Origin of the sequence: Bacteroides faecis MAJ27, assembly GCF_900106755.1 — a bacterium.
Classification (GTDB): domain Bacteria; phylum Bacteroidota; class Bacteroidia; order Bacteroidales; family Bacteroidaceae; genus Bacteroides; species Bacteroides faecis.
Genome location: NZ_FNNN01000030.1, coordinates 1 through 19,583, shown reverse-complemented (window position 1 = coordinate 19,583; position 19,583 = coordinate 1). Strand labels below are relative to the sequence as shown.

19 protein-coding genes and 1 other RNA gene are annotated in these 19,583 nt (G+C 36.7%); 16 read left to right on the top strand and 4 right to left on the bottom strand.

The window, feature by feature from the left end; translation table 11 throughout:
• Positions 1 to 120: 120 nt before the first annotated feature.
• Positions 121 to 942 (bottom strand): hypothetical protein, encoded by an 822-nt coding sequence (locus BLW31_RS20185; RefSeq protein WP_074759659.1) that lies wholly within the window; start codon positions 940 to 942, stop codon positions 121 to 123.
• Between the two features lie 138 nt (positions 943 to 1,080).
• On the opposite strand from BLW31_RS20185, the gene BLW31_RS20180 reads away from it, so the two are divergent.
• Positions 1,081 to 1,452, top strand: a complete 372-nt coding sequence (locus BLW31_RS20180) for an NUMOD3 domain-containing DNA-binding protein (protein WP_074759658.1) — start codon at positions 1,081 to 1,083, stop codon at positions 1,450 to 1,452.
• Between the two features lie 40 nt (positions 1,453 to 1,492).
• Here the strand turns inward: BLW31_RS20180 and BLW31_RS20175 are convergent, their stop codons facing one another.
• Entirely contained in the window at positions 1,493 to 1,768 is a 276-nt protein-coding gene (locus tag BLW31_RS20175; protein WP_010538548.1) for a hypothetical protein, read from the bottom strand.
• A gap of 158 nt (positions 1,769 to 1,926) precedes the next feature.
• On the opposite strand from BLW31_RS20175, the gene BLW31_RS20170 reads away from it, so the two are divergent.
• From BLW31_RS20170 to BLW31_RS20135, 8 genes are all read left to right on the top strand, one after another.
• Positions 1,927 to 2,226: a hypothetical protein gene (locus BLW31_RS20170; RefSeq protein ID WP_010538547.1), complete on the top strand. Its 300-nt coding sequence runs from the start codon at positions 1,927 to 1,929 to the stop codon at positions 2,224 to 2,226.
• Positions 2,227 to 2,337: 111 nt separating this feature from the next.
• Positions 2,338 to 2,925, top strand: coding sequence for a tyrosine-type recombinase/integrase (locus BLW31_RS20165; RefSeq protein ID WP_010538546.1), 588 nt, complete (start codon positions 2,338 to 2,340; stop codon positions 2,923 to 2,925).
• Between the two features lie 335 nt (positions 2,926 to 3,260).
• The gene (locus BLW31_RS20160) at positions 3,261 to 3,923 is read left to right on the top strand and encodes a hypothetical protein (protein WP_141565424.1); all 663 of its coding nucleotides are present in this window, start codon (positions 3,261 to 3,263) and stop codon (positions 3,921 to 3,923) included.
• Positions 3,924 to 3,938: 15 nt separating this feature from the next.
• On the top strand, positions 3,939 to 5,207 hold the full coding sequence (locus BLW31_RS20155; RefSeq protein ID WP_010538544.1) for a leucine-rich repeat domain-containing protein: 1,269 nt from the start codon (positions 3,939 to 3,941) through the stop codon (positions 5,205 to 5,207).
• Positions 5,208 to 5,223: 16 nt separating this feature from the next.
• The gene (locus BLW31_RS20150) at positions 5,224 to 5,832 is read left to right on the top strand and encodes a hypothetical protein (protein WP_010538543.1); all 609 of its coding nucleotides are present in this window, start codon (positions 5,224 to 5,226) and stop codon (positions 5,830 to 5,832) included.
• Positions 5,833 to 6,656: 824 nt separating this feature from the next.
• Positions 6,657 to 7,622, top strand: coding sequence for an AAA family ATPase (locus tag BLW31_RS20145; RefSeq protein ID WP_010538542.1), 966 nt, complete (start codon positions 6,657 to 6,659; stop codon positions 7,620 to 7,622).
• Between the two features lie 617 nt (positions 7,623 to 8,239).
• On the top strand, positions 8,240 to 8,842 hold the full coding sequence (locus BLW31_RS20140; protein WP_010538541.1) for a riboflavin synthase: 603 nt from the start codon (positions 8,240 to 8,242) through the stop codon (positions 8,840 to 8,842).
• 58 nt (positions 8,843 to 8,900) lie between these two features.
• Positions 8,901 to 9,437: a nitroreductase family protein gene (locus BLW31_RS20135; RefSeq protein ID WP_010538540.1), complete on the top strand. Its 537-nt coding sequence runs from the start codon at positions 8,901 to 8,903 to the stop codon at positions 9,435 to 9,437.
• A 235-nt stretch (positions 9,438 to 9,672) separates the two neighbouring features.
• Here BLW31_RS20135 and BLW31_RS20130 read toward each other — a convergent pair whose 3' ends face one another.
• Both BLW31_RS20130 and rnpB read right to left on the bottom strand, forming a co-directional pair.
• On the bottom strand, positions 9,673 to 10,992 hold the full coding sequence (locus tag BLW31_RS20130) for a YihY/virulence factor BrkB family protein (protein WP_010538539.1): 1,320 nt from the start codon (positions 10,990 to 10,992) through the stop codon (positions 9,673 to 9,675).
• 34 nt (positions 10,993 to 11,026) lie between these two features.
• Positions 11,027 to 11,387, bottom strand: an RNA gene (gene rnpB, locus BLW31_RS20125) — RNase P RNA component class A.
• A 98-nt stretch (positions 11,388 to 11,485) separates the two neighbouring features.
• On the opposite strand from rnpB, the gene BLW31_RS20120 reads away from it, so the two are divergent.
• From BLW31_RS20120 to BLW31_RS20090, 7 genes are all read left to right on the top strand, one after another.
• Positions 11,486 to 12,472 carry a C40 family peptidase gene (locus BLW31_RS20120; RefSeq protein ID WP_010538538.1) on the top strand — a complete coding sequence of 329 codons (987 nt, stop codon included), beginning with the start codon at positions 11,486 to 11,488 and terminating at the stop codon, positions 12,470 to 12,472.
• 18 nt (positions 12,473 to 12,490) lie between these two features.
• Positions 12,491 to 13,642 carry a dipeptide epimerase gene (locus BLW31_RS20115; protein WP_010538537.1) on the top strand — a complete coding sequence of 384 codons (1,152 nt, stop codon included), beginning with the start codon at positions 12,491 to 12,493 and terminating at the stop codon, positions 13,640 to 13,642.
• 219 nt (positions 13,643 to 13,861) lie between these two features.
• The gene (locus tag BLW31_RS20110) at positions 13,862 to 15,397 is read left to right on the top strand and encodes a trypsin-like peptidase domain-containing protein (RefSeq protein WP_010538536.1); all 1,536 of its coding nucleotides are present in this window, start codon (positions 13,862 to 13,864) and stop codon (positions 15,395 to 15,397) included.
• Between the two features lie 182 nt (positions 15,398 to 15,579).
• Entirely contained in the window at positions 15,580 to 16,440 is an 861-nt protein-coding gene (locus BLW31_RS20105; RefSeq protein WP_002561589.1) for a sigma-70 family RNA polymerase sigma factor, read from the top strand.
• A 133-nt stretch (positions 16,441 to 16,573) separates the two neighbouring features.
• Positions 16,574 to 17,230, top strand: a complete 657-nt coding sequence (locus BLW31_RS20100; RefSeq protein WP_010538535.1) for a murein L,D-transpeptidase catalytic domain-containing protein — start codon at positions 16,574 to 16,576, stop codon at positions 17,228 to 17,230.
• A 76-nt stretch (positions 17,231 to 17,306) separates the two neighbouring features.
• On the top strand, positions 17,307 to 17,708 hold the full coding sequence (locus BLW31_RS20095; protein WP_008762460.1) for a hypothetical protein: 402 nt from the start codon (positions 17,307 to 17,309) through the stop codon (positions 17,706 to 17,708).
• 84 nt (positions 17,709 to 17,792) lie between these two features.
• The gene (locus BLW31_RS20090; RefSeq protein WP_010538534.1) at positions 17,793 to 19,010 is read left to right on the top strand and encodes a clostripain-related cysteine peptidase; all 1,218 of its coding nucleotides are present in this window, start codon (positions 17,793 to 17,795) and stop codon (positions 19,008 to 19,010) included.
• Positions 19,011 to 19,583: the final 573 nt, after the last annotated feature.

Here is a 19,583-nt window from a genome sequence, read left to right as displayed (position 1 = left end):
CTTGGATTGTAATATGAGGGGGAGGGGTATCCCCCCCCTTATGTACCCTGTTATTGGATGTATGAATTGAAGTAAGTCCATTTCGTTCATACTGTTGGCTTTGCATCTTTGGGATATTTTTTATTGAGCTACAACTTGATATGCTTCTTTAAATTTAGGTACAATGTTTAATATCGCTTTCTTTACTTCTTCTCGTGTAAGTTCATTACTCCAAGATTTGAGCTCAAAACAGATGTCTTCAATATTTGGTCTTTCTTGCCTGAATTGAGAAAGTATATCTTTTAAAACTGCATGTTCCTTATCTGTGAAATATGTTTTGTGTTCATAGCATTCTTCAAAAACAATACATCTAAATATATCTAAAATCTCATTTTCACTGTTGTCACAAGTTTCTTTTCTTGTAAATTCAGGCAAATAACAATTAGGTGTAGTAGTGCAATTTGCACTATCATTATTATTAATATCTTTATCTATAGTATTTATTATATCTGATTTATTTAAAGTAGTAGTGCAATTTGTTTCATTTTTTGCATCCAATTTGGAATAGGTATAGGTAAGCGTTTCTTTACGTGTAACCTTATGTATTCTCATTGCGGGATGATTCAGTTCTTCAAGAGACAGTTTGTCATAGGCTAATATAGTATTCCAATTTATTCTATATTTATTGCTTTCTTTTTTGGATGAAGATGGAATTATATCTATCATGTTGCCTCTAAATAATCCTTCAATCGTTTCGTTCACTACATTCCTTTTGTAACCGATTCGGCTTTCAATTTCTGCATTAGCTGTATAAAAAAAGCCATTTGAATCTAAACGTCCTTTGTCCTTCCAATAATTTTCTTTTTGTATGAGTATTATTAATACTGCTAAACATAATGCATCGCACGCATAAGCGGCTTTATATGGAACCGCTATAAATTGATAATCTACCTTTTCCTTCATAATTTCTTTTTTCTCAAACGTATATATTTTTTTATTGAAAACCAACTTTTTGTTAATTAATTACTATTTATGAAAGGAAAGTAGTTGAAGTTACTTAATTTTTTCTTTAATAAATATATACTAAATGTAAAAAGGAAGATGGAAGATAAATATTTAGCTCAATCATATGTAGATATGAAAAAGAAACAATCACAGAAAAAGGAAGGTAGTTTGAATCCAATGTATAATAAATGTCATACTAGTGCCACCAAGAAGAAAATTAGCGACAGTCAAAAAAAACGTTGGAAGGCAATCAAACAGGCTATAAAAGAGGAACTTGGAAAAACTGATATAATAGCTCGTAAAGACTTATTGAATCAGGCTCTAAATACAAATACCATCTCATTTAGAGATGTTCAACAAGCTCGTAATTTTGTTACAATAATGACTAGTGAAGATAGAAAAGTACTTGAAGATTATCTAAAACCGATTGTTTATGAGATTGTTAAATGTTATTTGGAACACGTCTAGTATGTAATTCATTATGGGGTATGTATTGAAAATCAGCTATTTATGCTGTGTTAGTACGGTTCGTTTCATCACTTTTTTCTTTTTTTCGCCCTCTATTTCCTTCTTTGGAAAGCAAAACACCTTTCCTGATTATACATTTCGTATTTTGATATGGTTTCTCGCTAGATAATTTATAATTTCTCAATGCACCATAGCTAATTCCTATTATTTCTGCACTAAAATATTCATAGATATTAGCTATTGAGCCAAAATAATGGTGTTCACCACTAGTTAGTTCCAAATGAATCACTGTTCTTTCCTTCTTTTCTGCACTCATAATCTCAACTTTGCTACAAAAATAATAAATATATTACATATAATAAATAAATGTCATAAATTTAACTTTGATTAACTGTGAAATATTGCACTAATTAAATATATGTCATATCTTTGCAGGGTAATAAGAAACAAGATTAATACTTAAATATTAGAGATATGACAACTATGGATAAAGTAGAGAAAGCACTCCAAATGATTAACGAACATGACTGGTGGTGGGCATGGGCAGAGTATTCTGATAATGCACGTGATAAAGCGTATGGGCACATGAGAGTATTTGTGGAGTTTATCGCTGAAATCTCTGATGTAACTATCGCTTCTACCTTACGTGAGTTATGGGAAGTTACCGCTCACAAGGCTTGGACGGATGATAAAGAAAAGAAAGCTAAGTATGAATCTATAAGGGTAGAATTGATGAACGCTATTTTACCATTAGAAGTAAAAATGGCTGCATAAAGCAATATTCACTTCTGTAATTATTGAATATAGATTGATTATCAATAGTTTAACAAAATAAAGTTTCATAGTTAGTTCACAAACTATGAAATTCACTAAAAAATGAATGTTATGAGTTTAAAAAATAGTTATGTGACAAGTGATTACGTTGAGTGGGACACAATGCTTGCATTGATTCATAAATTATATAGGAACCAAGAATATCGGATGAGTTTACTGATTGGTTGTGGCTCTTTTTTCGGTCTACGCATTTCAGATTTACTCACTTTGACATGGTCTATGTTATTGGATAGTGATTCTTTTATTATAATTGAAAAGAAAACAAAAAAAAGAAGAGAAATAAAAGTTAATTATGGATTTCAAAAGCATATTTTAGATTGTTACAAAAAACTTAATATTAAAGATAAAAATGAGAAATGTTTTATAAGTCGCAAAAGAACTGTATATAGTGTCCAGCGGATAAATAATCTTTTCAAGGAGATTAAAGTGAAATATAATTTAAAAGTTGAGCATTTCAGCACGCATTCTATGAGAAAAACTTTTGGAAGAAAAATAGTTGAGGCTTCTAAAGAGAATAGTGAATTTGCATTAATTAAATTGGCAGAACTTTTTAATCATGCGGATGTACAAACTACAAGACGTTATTTGGGGCTTCGGTCTGAAGAGCTTTTAGAAGCATATAATTTGCTAAGTTTTTAATTAAAAACGGTATCTTTGTAAAAAATAATAGCCCACATGAATATTATTTGCTAAATAATTTCTATTTTTGCAATACTACAATTGTAGTAGACATAAATTATAGGAAGCGTTTAGCGTATTTCGTGCCAAGAATCTCGACCCTTCAAAGCACAGCGGAATAGAAATAACGTTCCCTTTGTGGTGTATATGTACAACCTTACATATAACGCAAAGTGTGGGCTATTTTTCTTATCTCTGTGCGGCAGTCGAGAGCCTTTGGCAAGATAAGCTAAGTAGGCTCACACTTCTTTTATTATAACCCCTCTTTTAGAGCCGATTGAGATATTTTGTATACTATGAAGCGTTTAACTAGCGTTTTGCTATTATCAATTGTACCTATATGGCTTTGCGCTCAAGTACCAGCACCTTATTCTAAGCATGAATTGCTCTATAGGAATTGTATTTCTTTCATGGAAGTACTTATTCCTATAGTTTTAATCGGTTTTTTATTTTATTATGTGCAAAATCGATATCCCTGTAATTTTAGTTTTCTTAATGCCACTTTTCAATTCATAAAAAGGATTCATTGGAAAACAATACTAATTATATGTCTTATAATCGGAGGGATAGGTTATTTTACTACAAAAGATGAAGATGAAAAGCACACTTCTATTTCAGAATATCAAGATTATTTTTTGAATCAAGAGAACTATGATAAGGAGAGTGAATTAAAGAATATGTCCAAACAATTAAATAGGGTTGTAGGAACTTGGGTGTTATATGAAGGTATCCAACCACTTGTTAGAATAGATATCAATAGTGATTATTCAGCAGATATGACAGTTTATGATAGTAATGGAAATCCTGTTATTCAAAACTCATATACAGACTGTATAATTAACGATAGCTATATATACTTTGTAAATGATGGGGATAATATGCAGAAAGCACCTAAAGTAAGGCTTGATGGTGGAAATATAAAATCGATAGATAATGGTAGAAATTTTATTAGAAAGTAAGATACAATAAATATTATGAAAAAGTACGGAATACCAATATTGATAACAGTGCTGATGTCTTGTGTTGTTTCTTGTGAAAAAACAACTTGTAATATACAAATAACGGACGAGGGAACCTTACAAAAACTTATTGGAAGAAATATTAGAACAGTTAAAGAATTAACCTTATCTGGCACACTCAATGCAGAAGATTTTCATATAATTAGAAATGCTAATCACCTACACTTTTTAGACATTTCTAATTGCGATTTACAATATTTGCCAGATTCCGCTCTTGCTCATTGTGACAGCTTAAAAGAAGTAATACTACCTAAAGGATTAGTTAATACAGGTGATTTTACTTTTGTTGGATGTAACCTTTTGGAAAAAGTGATACTCCCTGCGTCTGTCACAGAGATAGGGATGAAATGTTTTTCTGGTTGCCAAAAACTTAATCCAATCTTATTAAACAATAATCTCTCAATTATAAGACCAGGTGCTTTTGAACAATGTTGTTTCACAGAAATAGAATTACCTGACAAATTAGAGGTCATTTCTGAAGAAACATTTAAAGAATGCGTTAATTTAAAATCTATCGTAATACCAGATAAGGTAACAGAACTGCGTTCAAAAGCCTTTAGTGGCTGCTTTAATTTAGAATCTGTATCACTTCCATCACAAGTAAAAAGAATTGGTCAAGAGTGTTTTTATCTATGTAGTTCTCTACAAAATATTAATTTAAAAAATGTAGATAAAATTGAGGAAAATGCCTTTGCCCAATGTACCTCTTTAAAACAGGTCGATATAAAAAACGACCTATTTCTTTCTAATAATTCATTTGAAGGGTGTCCAGCGATTAGTTGCTATCAGATAAATGATGTTTCAACAATTTTTAAAAGAATTGAAAATTCATATTTATCCGAACTTCAAGGAAGATATCGTATTAGTACAATTGATGGATATGTAGAGAATGGGATTATTGACATTGCTGAACAGCGTATAACAATTCGTGGTAATGCCATGTACCAATTTATTTCAGGACCAATGTTTCAATCTGCAAATAGTGAAATGGCAAAATATATAGATATATATAATTTTAATAATGTAGAACAAGATGTTAAAACCAGTACTTACACATGCCTAAAAAATGCATCCATTAGATTGCATTTTATACAGTTAATAAATGGAATGCCACAATGGGAAGCAGACCGTAATTGTGGGTCTAATAATATACTTATCTGGATAAAGAATGGAAATTTAAATATCTCTTTTCTAGGGAAAAACATAATGGCAAGCAAATTATAATTTAAAACAATATAATATGAAGAATTTTTATTTGTTATTTTTTGTATCGTTACTTTTATTTTCATGTAACCAAAGAGGAACCAAGAATAGTGATGATAACAACCTGTCTCCAAAACAAAAAATTAGAAGTATAAAAGACGAAGTAAGTTACACTGATATAGAGGGAAATATGATGTACGGATACAGTACAGCTTATTATTTCGATGATAAAGGGAATCTTACAGAAAGGCGAAATTGGGGAGAAGAAGGAGAATCTATAGAATATTATAAAAACGGTTTATGTATAAAAGAAGTGGACGTTAATAGTACAAAAACAGTAGATTATATTTATGAAGAAGTTGGGGATAGCCTAAAAATTTATTATACAATAGCATTTAATAGCACACAAGAAAAATATGATAAAAAATATGATAAAACAATTTCTATAGATGAAAAAAAACAGTACGACAGCTTATTGCTTTCACTTATAAGCAAGCCAGAATATGCTGATAAAGATAAAAATATCTTGTATAAATATCAAGAATACGACAAATACGGGAATTGGACAAAACGTACTTATAATCAAGATTACTACGAAAGAACAGAACAAGTTGTATCTATACGTGAAATACAATATTATGAATAACAGTCCTGTAAAAAGTGCGAACTATAGCTAATGTAGTTCGCATTTTCTTTTCTAATATTCACAAATCTAGGAAGTGAATATCGGAAATATATATAATGTTTTGTTTTTCAGTGGTTTACGTTTAAATACGTAAAATAACCATAAAACAATGTTCACTTTTATTTCTTTTACTAAGTTTTTGAATATCATTCTAGGTTGGATAATATTAAAGTAATAGTCCGTTTATGATATTTTCCTTTTTTAAAAGGAGAAGTGGCAGTAAATATGCAAGGTGCGAACTTTAAAACAGTTCGCGCAGTTCGCATAGTTCGCACTTTTATACAAAAAAGTCTCCAATATAATGGAGACTTTTTCATTTCTATGTTATAGAATTGATTACCAAGATTTAATATTGTCTATTTAAAAAAAATTAACTATAAATTTTAATATCCAAAGGCGACAATACTCTTCCTTTTTACAGGAACTTATTATGATGCAAATATCGTAAAAAAACTCTGATATTCAATAATTAAAGTATAATAATTAACTTCCTTTAGTACTGTTTTTTAGGAAACTTTCCGTTCAATCGTGAAATTTGCAAATAAAACAAGAAAAAAATGTGCACAATTTATTCTTGTGATACGAGATAGTTCATCCTAAAAACTATTATCTGGTACGAAACATTTAGGATATTGGTGATATACAACAATAGTTTCGTATTTTTTGAGAAAATGTGTTCATAATGTGTGGAGGGTGCCTTATGACGTAGAAAAATGTCGATAATTTAGTTATTGATATTGTGAATTACATCCTCATAGTATTAAACAATATTTTAATTAAAAATAATGGATAAAAAGATAAATGAAATAGCATTTTGGAATATGACGGCTAATGACGTCATGCGTATTGGGGCAAGCATGGAAGACACTCAATCATTATATAAAGAACTTTGGTATGAAAATGAAATTTGCGTTTTGTTCGCAGAATCGAATGTGGGCAAATCAATACTTGCCATGCAAATAGGAGAGCACATTGCTGGTAATGGAAAAAATGTTGTTTATTTAGATTACGAACTATCTATTAAGCAATTCTACAAGAGATATTCTAATGAAAAAACTGGTGAAATGTACCTTTTTTCTGATAAACTAATTCATCCAGACTTAAGAATAGAACAGATATGTTCAGAAGAAGAGGTAGAGGAACGTTTTTTCAGATTAGTTGAAATTAAAGCTAAAGAAGGAGTGAAAATTTTTATTTTAGATAATATGACATACCTATGCAAAAACATAGAAAACGGTCAATATGCCATGACATTTATAAAAAAATTGAGAGGTTTAAAAATGCAATATGGATTGAGTTTTCTAATTATCGCTCACACTCCTAAACGCGCTGTAAATAAACCAATCGCTAAGGATGACTTAGCTGGTTCCAAAAAGATAATGAATTTCATAGATAGTTGTTTCGCAATGGGTAAATCTACCCATGACAGAGATATTGTGTACATCAAGCAGATTAAAGTTAGAGAAGGAGAATTTGTTTACCATGAAGATAATGTATTATTATGTAGAAGAGAAAAAGTAAATAACTTCCTTTGCTTCGTTGAGTGCGGTTATGCAACAGAATCTGATTTATTAGACATTAAAAATAAACAGCGAGATAAAACTGAAATGAAAAACTTAGTATACGCTTTGTACAATCAAGGTTATAGTTTCAGAAAAATAGCCAAAGAGATAGGGTTTATATCTGATAAAACAGTTGGAAAATGGATACAACAATATATGCAAACAGGAAATAATAATATAGGGTGCTAAGCAATATGTCACATTTTTCAATAAATGAATGAGATTGATAATTTTGTTTAGGATGAGGCTTGAAAAATTATTGTACTTAAATTGTGTAAAGAATATTGGGGTATACTGTTTTTTCCGTATCTTTGCAGTATAAGTACCATTTTTAGAACCAAAAGTTAAAATGTGTTTAATTTGTTGATTCTCAATATAGTGTGAAAAGCCCCATTTTTTTTGCTCTATACTGAAGGCCAGGAAGTTGCGTTATACGGTGTTTGAGAGAGGGGATTCTTCTTTGCGTCTATTGCTTTTCTGTCGATTTCATGGATCATATATCGTATCATTTCCTACATTTTAGTGATTTCGAAGCTTTCTTCGGATGGGAACAAATCAGGCTATCAATATTATTCAGAGTGTTGATTAGAAAGTTCGGAATTTATTCACAAGTTAACCTTTGCAATATATGAAAAAAAACAGAAAGTTTTCCAACTTCCTTCCTTATTCGTATCTTTGTGCTATTATATTAGCGCAGCTGTTGATGAAAGAGCTAATATATTAGTATAGTTGGCTAAAAGGTTTAGAAGCTCTCTTATTTCCCTTTTTAGTCAGTCTTTTATTGTAGAACATTAATAATTAACATTATGTTTTCTGGAATCGTAGAAGAGTATGCTACCTTGGTAGCACTGGTGAAAGACCAGGAGAATATACACTTTACATTTAAGTGTTCGTTTGTAAATGAGCTGAAGATTGATCAGAGTATTTCTCACAATGGAGTATGCCTGACGGTAGTGAACTTGACCGATGATACGTATACGGTAACTGCCATGAAAGAAACGCTGGACCGTTCGAATCTTGGTTTGCTGAAAGTGGGCGATAAGGTGAATGTAGAGCGCAGCATGATGATGAATGGCCGTCTGGACGGACATATCGTACAGGGGCATGTGGACCAGACCGCTACTTGTGTGGAAATAAAGGATGCGGACGGAAGCTGGTATTTTACATTCAAATATGCATTTGATAAGGAAATGGCGAAACGTGGCTATATCACAGTGGATAAGGGTTCAGTCACTGTAAATGGTGTCAGCTTGACGGTATGTAATCCGACGGATGATACTTTTCAGGTAGCTATTATTCCTTATACTTATGAGCATACTAACTTTCATACGTTCGAGATCGGTAGCGTAGTGAACATTGAGTTTGATATCATCGGCAAGTATATCAGCCGGATGATTCAATATAAATAGTTCAATTGGGAATTGTTAGCTTCAATCGTAATTTATAAATCGTAAAACCCTAATTTGGATGGATTTTCTGCAATTAGTGTTGTCTCGCCAAAGTGACCGGGCATATGATAAAGGTCGTCCGGTAGAAGCGGAGAAGCTGGAACGGATTCTGGAAGCTGCCCGTCTGTCTCCTTCTGCCTGCAATGCGCAGCCGTGGAAGTTTGTGGTAGTGACAGATCATGAGCTGGCTTTAAAAGTAGGTAAGGCAGCAGCTGGACTAGGGATGAATAAGTTTGCTAAAGATGCCCCTGTGCATATTCTGATAGTGGAAGAGTTTGCCAATATTACATCCCTGCTTGGAGGTAAAGTAAAGGATAAGCATTTCCCGTTGATTGATATTGGTATTGCTGCCGCTCATATTACATTAGCTGCCGAAAGTGAAGGACTGGGGTCTTGTATTTTGGGATGGTTTGATGAAAAAGAGATAAAGCAATTGACTGGGATTCCTGCTTCTAAACGCTTGCTGTTGGATATCGCTATCGGGTATCCGGTGAAAGAAAAACGAAAGAAGATGAGAAAGACGAAAGAAAAGGTCATTTCTTATAATCGGTATTAATTGAAAAAAATGTATATTCCATACTTTTGAGAAGTAGATATATAAGAAAAAGCCTCGTTGGCTTAAAAGGAACGGCCTCTTCCTTTTAAACCAACGAGGCTTTCCTTTAAAACCAACGCACTGTTTCTTTTAAACTAAAAAGTATTCGTTGTAAGATGTTGACTATTAGTTGTTTACGAATATGGGCGCTTATGAGTATTTTTCTAGTAAAAAACAGATACAACAAAGCTTGTTTTTACAGATCTTTCAGTAGTACTTTACTTGCTTTCTTATAGTATTCTTCTCTGGATTCAGTCAGTACTTTCCACTCGTCATTGAACTCTTCATCCTTGTCTATCTTAAAGTTTTCGGAGCCGTACGTATCCAGGCGGTCAAGCAGAATCGCTACATTCAGTTGGTTGATATCCATTGAAGGCTGATAGCCGATATCTTCACTTTTCTGGTCGGTCACTACTTCGTGAATCAGATCTATCTCTTGCAACTGATAAAGTACTTGATTGGTCAGTCGGATCGGGATTTGGTGTTCTTCCGATATCTCCATGGCCGTATAAGGCGGCTCGTTTTTTTCAAACCGTTTGGCGATCAGTGACATGATAAGGATAGAAATGAAATCACGGTAACGTCTGCTGATGTTACGGGTGTCCTGATCGAAACTAAAACTGCGGATATTTTGTCCGGCATAGGTCAATTCGGCTCCAAACAAACAGATTGTCCAAGAAATTTGCAGCCATAGCAGAAACAAGGGGAGGGCGGCAAAGCTACCGTAAATAGCATTGTATTTCGATACCCATAACTGGCTGTTGATATACAAGAACTGGAAAGCCTGGTAAGCGGAGCCTGCCAAAATGCCTGCAATCAGTGCATGTTTGAATTTCACTTTCGTGTTGGGCATGAAAATGTAGAGTCCGGTGAACATCAGCCAGGTTAAGACAAATGGGATCAGGCGTATTGCGAATTTCATGACAGGAGCCAGTAAAACGAAATCGTCCATCTGCTTGAGTACAGTACTTACAAATAAAGAAAGTCCTCCCGAAACGACAATCAGAATCGGCATGAGCAGAAACATCGAGAAGTAGTCTGTTATCTTGCGGTACATGGAGCGTGCTTTCTTGACTTCCCAAATACGGTTGAAGGTGATTTCGATGTTACTCACCAGATTAATAACGGTCCATAACAACATCACCAGACCTACTCCAATGAAAATACCGCCTTTGGTTTGAGACAGGTAGGAGTTGACAAACGAAAGAATAGCTTCTGTCGTTTCGGTGTTTCCTCCGAAGCCGCTGCGGAACTGATGCTCCATCAGATTATCAAATCCGAATCCGCGGGCTACGGCAAAAAGGATAGCAAGTATAGGTACAATAGCAAGCAGTGTACTATATGTCAGTGCTGAGGCCTTATTAGCCATCCGGTCTTTGGTAAATCGATTGATGCAGAGATAGACGGTTTTAATAATATTGTAGAGCGAGAACTTCGTCCTAGTCACTTCATCTTCCGTGATGCGCCAGATGTCATACGTGATGAATTTCCATATATCGGTGATTTTCTTCTTCATGGCTCAGAATTTAAAAAGCAGTTTAAAAAAGAAAAAAAGCAGTCAGCCTATAAGCCGAGTTCTGTACCTTATATAATAAGGTGCCTGTCATTTATCTGAGTGGCGTGTCACCACGACACTTTAGCGGTCTACCCTCCGACATGGAGCGAGCAACTCTCATAACGCCGGTTTACATGACCTTACAACTCCTAAGACGTACAGCCCACATGTCACCATGCTGCTGGTAGGCTCTTACCCCACCTTCTCACCCTTACCTCTCCCCGAAAGGAGCGGCGGTTATTTTCTTCTACGTTACTCTACCCTCGCGGACAGCTTTCTGTTAGGAAGTAGGATGCTCTGTGTTGCCCGGACTTTCCTCCTGCACGAAACGCGCACGCGACAGACCAGCCAACTGCTTTAGACTGCAAAAGTACGTCATTTATTTTGTTTTAGCCAAAGAAAGTGTCACAAATAGAAATAATTTCTACCTTTGCTATCATTAAATCATGATTCAATGAAGAAAAATATCCTTTTTTTCTATTGCTTGCTGGTAGTAGCAGTAGTTAGTCTGAAAGCTCAGGAAATACGCCCCATGCCTGCTGATTCAGCTTATGGGGTAGTACACATTTCTGTTTGTAATATGCGTGATGAAGGTAAGTTTACTTCCGGAATGAGCACGCAGGCACTGCTTGGGATGCCGGTCAAGGTATTGCAATACACCGACTGGTACGAGATTCAGACTCCGGATGACTATACGGGATGGGTGCATCGGATGGTGATTACGCCGATGTCGAAAGAGAAATATGATGAATGGAACCGTGCAGAGAAGATTGTGGTGACTTCCCACTACGGATTTACGTATGAAAAACCGGATGACGACTCGCAGACCGTATCGGATGTTGTTGCCGGCAATCGCCTGAAGTGGGAGGGAAGTAAAGGGCATTTTTACAAGGTGTCTTATCCGGATGGCCGCCAGGCCTATATCTCCAAACATATTTCACAACCAGAGAGTAAATGGAGAGCTTCGTTGAAACAAGATGCTGAAAGTATTATTAAAACTGCTTATACAATGATCGGAATTCCCTATCTATGGGCGGGGACTTCTTCGAAAGGAGTTGATTGCAGCGGGCTGGTCCGGACCGTACTCTTTATGCATGATATTATCATCCCAAGGGATGCGTCACAACAGGCTTATGTAGGCGAACGCATTGAGATAGCCCCTGATTTCTCCAACGTGCAACGCGGAGACCTCGTCTTCTTCGGTCGTAAAGCTACAGCCGACCGTAAAGAAGGCATCTCACACGTCGGCATCTACCTGGGTAATAAACGCTTCATCCATGCCTTGGGAGACGTACATATCAGCAGCTTTGATCCCGAAGACGAGCGCTACGATGAGTTCAATACCGGTCGTCTGCTTTTTGCCACTCGTTTCCTGCCCTATATAAATAAGGAGAAAGGCATGAATACCACCGACCATAACCTCTATTATCTATATCACTAACCATTATCCATTAAACAAATGCCAAATAGAAGAGATTTTCTGAAAACGGCTGCCTTTGCGACTTTAGGTTCCGGAATAGCTGTCAGTCAGGTATTGGCGGGAGAATGTATGCCTTCTGCTATTCATGTTAATAAATATGGTATAGGGGGAAAGATGAAAATGACTTTTTTCCCTTATGAGTTAAAGTTGAGGCATGTCTTTACGGTAGCCACTTATTCGCGTACTACTACGCCCGATGTGCAGGTAGAGATCGAATATGAAGGGGTGACCGGGTATGGAGAAGCGTCTATGCCCCCTTATCTCGGAGAAACAGTGGAGTCGGTAATGAACTTCCTTAAAAAAGTAAATCTGGAGCAATTCAGCGATCCTTTTCAATTAGAGGACATTTTGTCATACGTTGACAGTCTGTCGCCTAAAGACACGGCAGCAAAAGCTGCGGTGGATATTGCCCTTCATGACTTGGTGGGAAAGCTGCTGGGAGCGCCTTGGTATAAGATATGGGGATTGAACAAAGAGAAGACGCCTTCTACCACCTTTACGATTGGTATTGATACGCCCGATGTGGTCCGTGCGAAAACAAAAGAATGTGCCGGTCTGTTTAATATATTAAAGGTGAAGCTGGGAAGAGACAATGATAAGGAAATGATAGAGACAATCCGTTCGGTAACGGACCTGCCGATAGCCGTTGATGCTAACCAGGGCTGGAAAGACCGCCAATATGCACTCGATATGATTCATTGGCTGAAAGAGAAAGGGATTGTGATGATAGAGCAGCCTATGCCGAAAGAGCAGTTGGATGACATTGCCTGGGTGACGCAACAAAGTCCTTTGCTTGTATTTGCCGACGAGTCGTTGCAGCGTTTAGGGGATGTAGCCGCTTTGAAAGGTGCATTTACGGGAATCAATATTAAATTGATGAAATGTACCGGAATGCGTGAAGCATGGAAGATGGTCACGCTGGCACATGCTTTGGGAATGCGCGTGATGGTGGGGTGTATGACGGAGACTTCGTGTGCGATATCTGCCGCCTCGCAATTTTCTCCGGCAGTCGATTTTGCCGACCTTGATGGAAACCTGCTTATCTCCAACGACCGCTTCAAAGGAGTGGAAGTGGTGAATGGAAAAATCACATTGAATGACTTACCCGGAATTGGTGTCATGAAAATCTGATCTTACTGAATGAATGTCAGACTGTTAAAGCCATCTGACATACAACGAATGTAAATTTGTCAGTTGCTGTCGTTAAGCGCTGTTAAGCCCTAAATATTCTCTGTTAAAAGAGGACAAAAAAGAGTGACAAGTAGAATAAGTGAACGATATTTGTTATTATTTTAACGTCGTAAAAGTTAAAACAATGTCAGATATTAACATTTTAAAGAATTATAAATCATGAAACAGACAACAAAGAACATTCTGGGAGTAGGAGCAATTATTCTTCTGAGCTCAGGAGTTGCAGGATTGACAACTTACAAATTGTTGCAATCTAACGAAGCTGCCAAGGAAACATCTTTTAATGAGATGTTCAAGCAGAATCCCAATGTCAAATTGGCTGCTTTTGATGCGGTAAACGCTCAGCCGGTTGATTTGACACAAGCTGCTGAGAACTCCCTTCATGCTGTTGTACATATAAGATCTACGCAAGAATCCAAAACTAAAACGATTCAGCAGGCACCGGATATTTTCGATTTCTTCTTCGGTGACGGACGTGGACAACAGCGTCAGGTACAAACCCAGCCTCGCGTAGGTTTTGGCTCGGGAGTGATTATCTCTAAAGACGGTTATATCGTAACCAACAATCACGTGATTGAAGGTGCAGATGAAATCAGTGTGAAGCTGAATGACAATCGTGAGTTTAAAGGACGTGTAATCGGTACTGACCCGAGCACTGACCTTGCATTAGTGAAAATAGAAGGAGATGATCTGCCGACTATTCCGGTAGGTGACTCTGATGCACTGAAAGTAGGCGAGTGGGTATTGGCAGTAGGTAACCCGTTCAATCTTAACTCTACTGTAACTGCCGGTATCGTCAGCGCAAAGGCTCGTTCATTGGGTGTATATAATGGTGGTATAGAATCTTTTATCCAGACAGACGCTGCCATTAACCAGGGAAATAGTGGTGGTGCACTGGTCAATGCTAAGGGAGAACTGGTAGGTATCAACTCTGTACTTTCTTCTCCGACCGGAGCTTATGCCGGATATGGATTTGCTATTCCGACCAGCATTATGACGAAGGTTATTGCTGACCTGAAACAATATGGAACTGTGCAGCGTGCTTTGCTCGGTATCCGTGGAGGATCTATTGGCAGCAGCTTGATGGACGACAGACAACCGATTGATAAGTCCGGTACTACTTTGGCAGATAAAGCTAAGGCACTGGGTGTAGTAGAAGGAGTCTGGGTTTCTGAAATCGTTGAAGGTGGTTCGGCTGCAGGTGCTGATATCAAAGTCGATGACGTAATTATCGGTCTGGATAATAAGAAGGTTTCAAATATGGCCGACTTGCAGGAAGCTCTTGCTAAACATCGTCCTGGGGATAAGGTGAAAGTAAAACTGATGCGTGATAAGAAGGAAAAGACTGTTGAAGTAACGTTGAAGAACGAACAAGGCACAACGAAGATTGTAAAAGACGCAGGTATGGACATCCTGGGTGCTGCATTCAAAGAATTGCCGGATGACTTGAAGAAACAGTTGAACCTCGGTTATGGCCTGCAAGTGACAGGTGTTTCTTCCGGTAAGATGTCAGATGCAGGAGTCCGCAAAGGCTTCATCATCCTGAAAGCTAATGACCAGCCGATGCGCAAAGTCAGTGATCTGGAAGAAGCAATGAAAGCTGCTGTTAAGTCTCCGAATCAGGTATTGTTCCTGACAGGTGTATTCCCATCCGGTAAACGCGGATACTTTGCAGTTGATCTGACTCAGGAATAAACTATAAATTAAGGTAAGAAGATTGTAGGATAAGCTAATGAAATAGAAAAAGGATGCCGTCACACAACTTGTCGGCATTCTTTTTTGTTTTATTAGTTGAAAATATAGTGAAAAAGTTGCCTAAATATGTATGTTAACAAATTATTTGTCGTAACTTTGCACTCCAAATCTGTTTTTAAAGAATGAGACAACTAAAGATTACCAAAAGTATCACTAACAGAGAGAGCGCTTCTCTTGACAAGTATTTGCAGGAAATCGGTCGTGAGGACCTGATTACAGTCGAGGAAGAAGTGGAACTCGCTCAGCGCATTCGTAAGGGTGACCGTGTAGCATTGGAAAAACTGACACGTGCCAATCTTCGTTTCGTCGTATCTGTGGCTAAGCAGTACCAGAACCAGGGTTTGAGTTTGCCTGACTTGATTAATGAAGGCAATTTAGGACTGATCAAAGCCGCCGAAAAGTTTGATGAAACACGTGGATTCAAGTTTATCAGCTACGCTGTATGGTGGATTCGTCAGTCTATTCTGCAAGCATTGGCAGAGCAGTCGCGTATTGTTCGTCTCCCGTTGAATCAGGTAGGTTCGCTGAATAAGATCAGCAAAGCCTTCTCAAAGTTCGAACAGGAAAACGAACGGCGTCCGTCTCCCGAAGAGTTGGCAGATGAGCTGGAAATTCCGGTTGACAAGATCTCTGATACGCTAAAGGTATCCGGCCGTCATATTTCGGTGGATGCACCTTTTGTGGAAGGAGAAGACAACAGCCTGCTGGATGTGTTGGTTAATGACGATTCGCCTATGGCGGACCGCTCTCTGGTTAATGAGTCTCTTGCGAGGGAAATTGATAGAGCTCTTTCTACGTTAACCGATAGAGAAAAAGAAATCATTCAGATGTTTTTCGGTATCGGACAACAAGAAATGACATTGGAAGAAATCGGCGATAAGTTTGGTCTCACACGTGAGCGCGTTCGCCAGATTAAAGAAAAAGCAATTAGAAGACTAAGACAAAGTAATCGTAGTAAATTGCTCAAATCCTACTTGGGATAAGTGAGGAATATCAGTTTCTGAAAGAAAAAAAGAATTAGAGTCGCATAAGTTACACTTCTTGGAGTAATCATCTGAAGAAGGTACTTATGCGACTTTTTACTTAGCTGTTGTTTATCTTATACTATGCAAATTTATGAAGAAGTCTGTTCTGATATTATTCACTCTTGTGGGGATTTGTATTGGCTTTGTCGCTTACGGACGATGTACTGGGACCGCTGGTGAGCCTGCAGTTGGGACTGTTGCATCTCATGCCGTTCCTTCGCCCTCCAGCAAAGAACAGCGTTTGCAAGAGAAAGCTCTTGCTGCGAAAGCCTATTGTATAGAGAATGGATTTAATACGAATTATTGTTTTCTGATAGATTTCAGTATTCCTTCCGGTAAAAAACGTTTCTTTGTCTGGGACTTCAAAGGTGACTCCATCAAATATTCAAGTCTCTGTGCTCATGGATATGGCAAGGAGAGCACGTTGAAAAAGCCGGTATATAGTAATGTGGAAGGGAGTTATTGTTCTTCTTTGGGAAAGTATAAGGTCGGAATTCGCTCATATAGCAAATGGGGAATTAATGTGCATTATAAATTACATGGGCTGGAGCCGACAAATAGCAATGCTTTCAAACGATATATCGTACTGCATTCTTATACTCCGGTGCCGGCTTCGGAGATATCCCCCATGTATCTTCCATTAGGTATTAGCCAGGGGTGTCCTGTGATTTGTGACGAGGTGATGCGTAAAGTGGATGCTCTGCTAAAAGTCGAAAAGAAGTCCGTGTTATTATGGATATATGAATAGAAATACTAAATCTTAATGATAAATAGATGATATTTCTTCTTTTTTGTTACCTTTGCCACAATTAAAAATTTATGATATGAAATACGTAAAAATACTATTTGCAATGGCACTTGTGTTGACAATGTGCTCGGCTTTCTCTTTAAAGAAAGACCACTCTAAAACAGTTTATGCCTTCGGAATTGCTGCCTCCTTTACGGATACGGTTGTGTATTTTACGGATATTCAGATATTGGATAGTGCGAAGGTTAGCAAGGAAGGTTTCCTCACTCATCGTGATTTGTATAGCTATCAGTTGAAGAACTATGTGGAAGATAACGGACTGCAGCAGAATAGTACATGTATGATCTATTTCTCAGAAAACAGAAAGAAGCTGGAGAAAGAAGCAACGAAAATTCTGAGTAAATATAAAAGGAACAGGAATACAACAGTGACACGGATTGATACTGATAAGTTCCATTTTATAAAACCGGAAGAGTAAGAGATTTATTGTTAATATGATAAGAGATGCAAGTTTGCATCTCTTATTTTTTTATCTTTGCGGTCATAACAAATTGGAAATCTAATGAAAAATATTAAAATATTATCCTTTCTTGTAGGTTTGGCCGCATTATTTGCTGCTTGTGAGAATAATGATAATGAGGGACCTGTAACCCCTGAGCCACGTGAGCAGGTAGGACGTACCGTACTGGTGTATATTGTAGGAGATGCAGGAGATTCTAATGAATTGTCTGACCTTTTTAAGATCAATTTTAGCGATATGAAAGCGGGCATGGAAGAGGTTGATTATTCAAAATGTAATTTGGTTGTTTACAGTGAGATGAAAAATGACTTACCTCATTTGATTTCATTGAAACAGAAGAATGGTAAAGTAGTAGCAGATACTCTTTTTACTTATGCAGAACAGAATCCTTTAGATAAAGAAGTTATGTCTAAAGTTATTGCTCAAACAGTCGATTATTTCCCTGCAGATAGCTATGGCTTTGTATTTTTGTCTCATAGTTCTTCGTGGGTATCGGCTAGTAATAATGCAAATTCTCGTTCAATCGGGTATTATCGTAAAACTCAGATGAATATTCCGGATTTTCGTGAAGCGTTATTTTCAGCTTTTCCAAAACCGTTAAAGTTCATATTGTTTGACTCATGTAATATGCAATCTGTGGAAGTCGCCTATGAACTTCGTGACTGTGCTGAATATTTTATTGGTTCTCCGACTGAAATTCCTGGTCCTGGTGCCCCCTATAAAGCAGTAGTGCCGGAAATGTTTACTGAAACAAATTTGGCGATGAATATAGCAGAGGCATATTACGGGTATTATGAAAAACTTTATACAGGGGTTAGTCCTATTAGTAATGAGAATTGGACAGGAGGCATTGCTACTTCTGTGATAAAGAGTGACGCTTTGGATAATCTGGCAGCGGCAACTAAGACAATTATTCCTAAATATATTCAAGATAAAAGGGAAGTAAATCGCAGTGGTCTATTGGCTTATGATTTTAATGATGATGCCAATTACGATTTTGATGAACTGATTCAGTATTTGACTGGTGGAGCGGATAATGCAGAGTATCAATCTTGGCGAATAGCTTTTGATAATGCAGTAGTGTATCGGAAGACAACTTCTAAAAATTATTCTGGTATTATTCGTCGTATGTTCACAATGGAAGGTTCGGAAGGTCTTTCTACTTATATTCCTAATGGTGAAAGTAATTCTAAGATGAATACTTTTTATCGTACCTTGTCATGGTATTCTGCAGCGGGCTGGAATGCAACAGGATGGTGATTTTGTGAAAAGGTAGATACACTTGGAAGTACTTGCCATATTCTTCTAAAAACTTAGTGACACTATGTCGTTATTATAGTGACAGTATCTTTGTTGGATGGTGTCACTATCGTAACAGGATAGTGTCACTATCTTTTTTTAATGATATAACTATATAATAATGTATATAGATTCTTCCTACTTTTAAAGCTATAAAGAAAAAATCTCTTTTCGACATCCTTGTCAATCAGTAAGTTATATTTTTATTCAAAAAAAACTTTGAAAAAAGAGTAGTATATATTTGGATATTGTCATTAAGTTCTCTACTTTTGCACCCGCTTTGCTAGAGAGACAGAGCCTAACAATTGACATTCTGCTAGAGAATATGGCTTCAGAAAATAAAAACAAAAAAACTTCGAAAAAGTTTGGATGTTATCTGAAAAAGTTCTTATCTTTGCATCCGCTTTCGCTAAGAAAGCTGCGTGGTAGAAGTCACGTTAGTTCTTTGAAATATTGATAAACAATACAAGTAGTACAAGAAAAAATAGAACCGTCAATGCTTGTTGGATACATAGCAGTATGTATCTGATGACA

Bases quoted from the DNA above. Each gene is read 5' to 3' on its own strand.
- BLW31_RS20185 (WP_074759659.1), bottom strand. From the start codon at position 942: ATGAAGGAAAAGGTAGATTATCAATTTATAGCGGTTCCATATAAAGCC.
- BLW31_RS20135 (WP_010538540.1), top strand. From the start codon at position 8,901: ATGGATTTTCTGCAATTAGTGTTGTCTCGCCAAAGTGACCGGGCATAT.
- BLW31_RS20160 (WP_141565424.1), top strand. From the start codon at position 3,261: ATGAAGCGTTTAACTAGCGTTTTGCTATTATCAATTGTACCTATATGG.
- BLW31_RS20095 (WP_008762460.1), top strand. From the start codon at position 17,307: ATGAAATACGTAAAAATACTATTTGCAATGGCACTTGTGTTGACAATG.
- BLW31_RS20115 (WP_010538537.1), top strand. From the start codon at position 12,491: ATGCCAAATAGAAGAGATTTTCTGAAAACGGCTGCCTTTGCGACTTTA.
- BLW31_RS20140 (WP_010538541.1), top strand. From the start codon at position 8,240: ATGTTTTCTGGAATCGTAGAAGAGTATGCTACCTTGGTAGCACTGGTG.
- BLW31_RS20105 (WP_002561589.1), top strand. From the start codon at position 15,580: ATGAGACAACTAAAGATTACCAAAAGTATCACTAACAGAGAGAGCGCT.
- BLW31_RS20180 (WP_074759658.1), top strand. From the start codon at position 1,081: ATGGAAGATAAATATTTAGCTCAATCATATGTAGATATGAAAAAGAAA.
- BLW31_RS20150 (WP_010538543.1), top strand. From the start codon at position 5,224: ATGAAGAATTTTTATTTGTTATTTTTTGTATCGTTACTTTTATTTTCA.
- BLW31_RS20155 (WP_010538544.1), top strand. From the start codon at position 3,939: ATGAAAAAGTACGGAATACCAATATTGATAACAGTGCTGATGTCTTGT.
- BLW31_RS20100 (WP_010538535.1), top strand. From the start codon at position 16,574: ATGAAGAAGTCTGTTCTGATATTATTCACTCTTGTGGGGATTTGTATT.
- BLW31_RS20170 (WP_010538547.1), top strand. From the start codon at position 1,927: ATGACAACTATGGATAAAGTAGAGAAAGCACTCCAAATGATTAACGAA.
- BLW31_RS20130 (WP_010538539.1), bottom strand. From the start codon at position 10,992: ATGAAGAAGAAAATCACCGATATATGGAAATTCATCACGTATGACATC.
- BLW31_RS20120 (WP_010538538.1), top strand. From the start codon at position 11,486: ATGAAGAAAAATATCCTTTTTTTCTATTGCTTGCTGGTAGTAGCAGTA.
- BLW31_RS20110 (WP_010538536.1), top strand. From the start codon at position 13,862: ATGAAACAGACAACAAAGAACATTCTGGGAGTAGGAGCAATTATTCTT.
- BLW31_RS20145 (WP_010538542.1), top strand. From the start codon at position 6,657: ATGGATAAAAAGATAAATGAAATAGCATTTTGGAATATGACGGCTAAT.
- BLW31_RS20165 (WP_010538546.1), top strand. From the start codon at position 2,338: ATGAGTTTAAAAAATAGTTATGTGACAAGTGATTACGTTGAGTGGGAC.
- BLW31_RS20175 (WP_010538548.1), bottom strand. From the start codon at position 1,768: ATGAGTGCAGAAAAGAAGGAAAGAACAGTGATTCATTTGGAACTAACT.
- BLW31_RS20090 (WP_010538534.1), top strand. From the start codon at position 17,793: ATGAAAAATATTAAAATATTATCCTTTCTTGTAGGTTTGGCCGCATTA.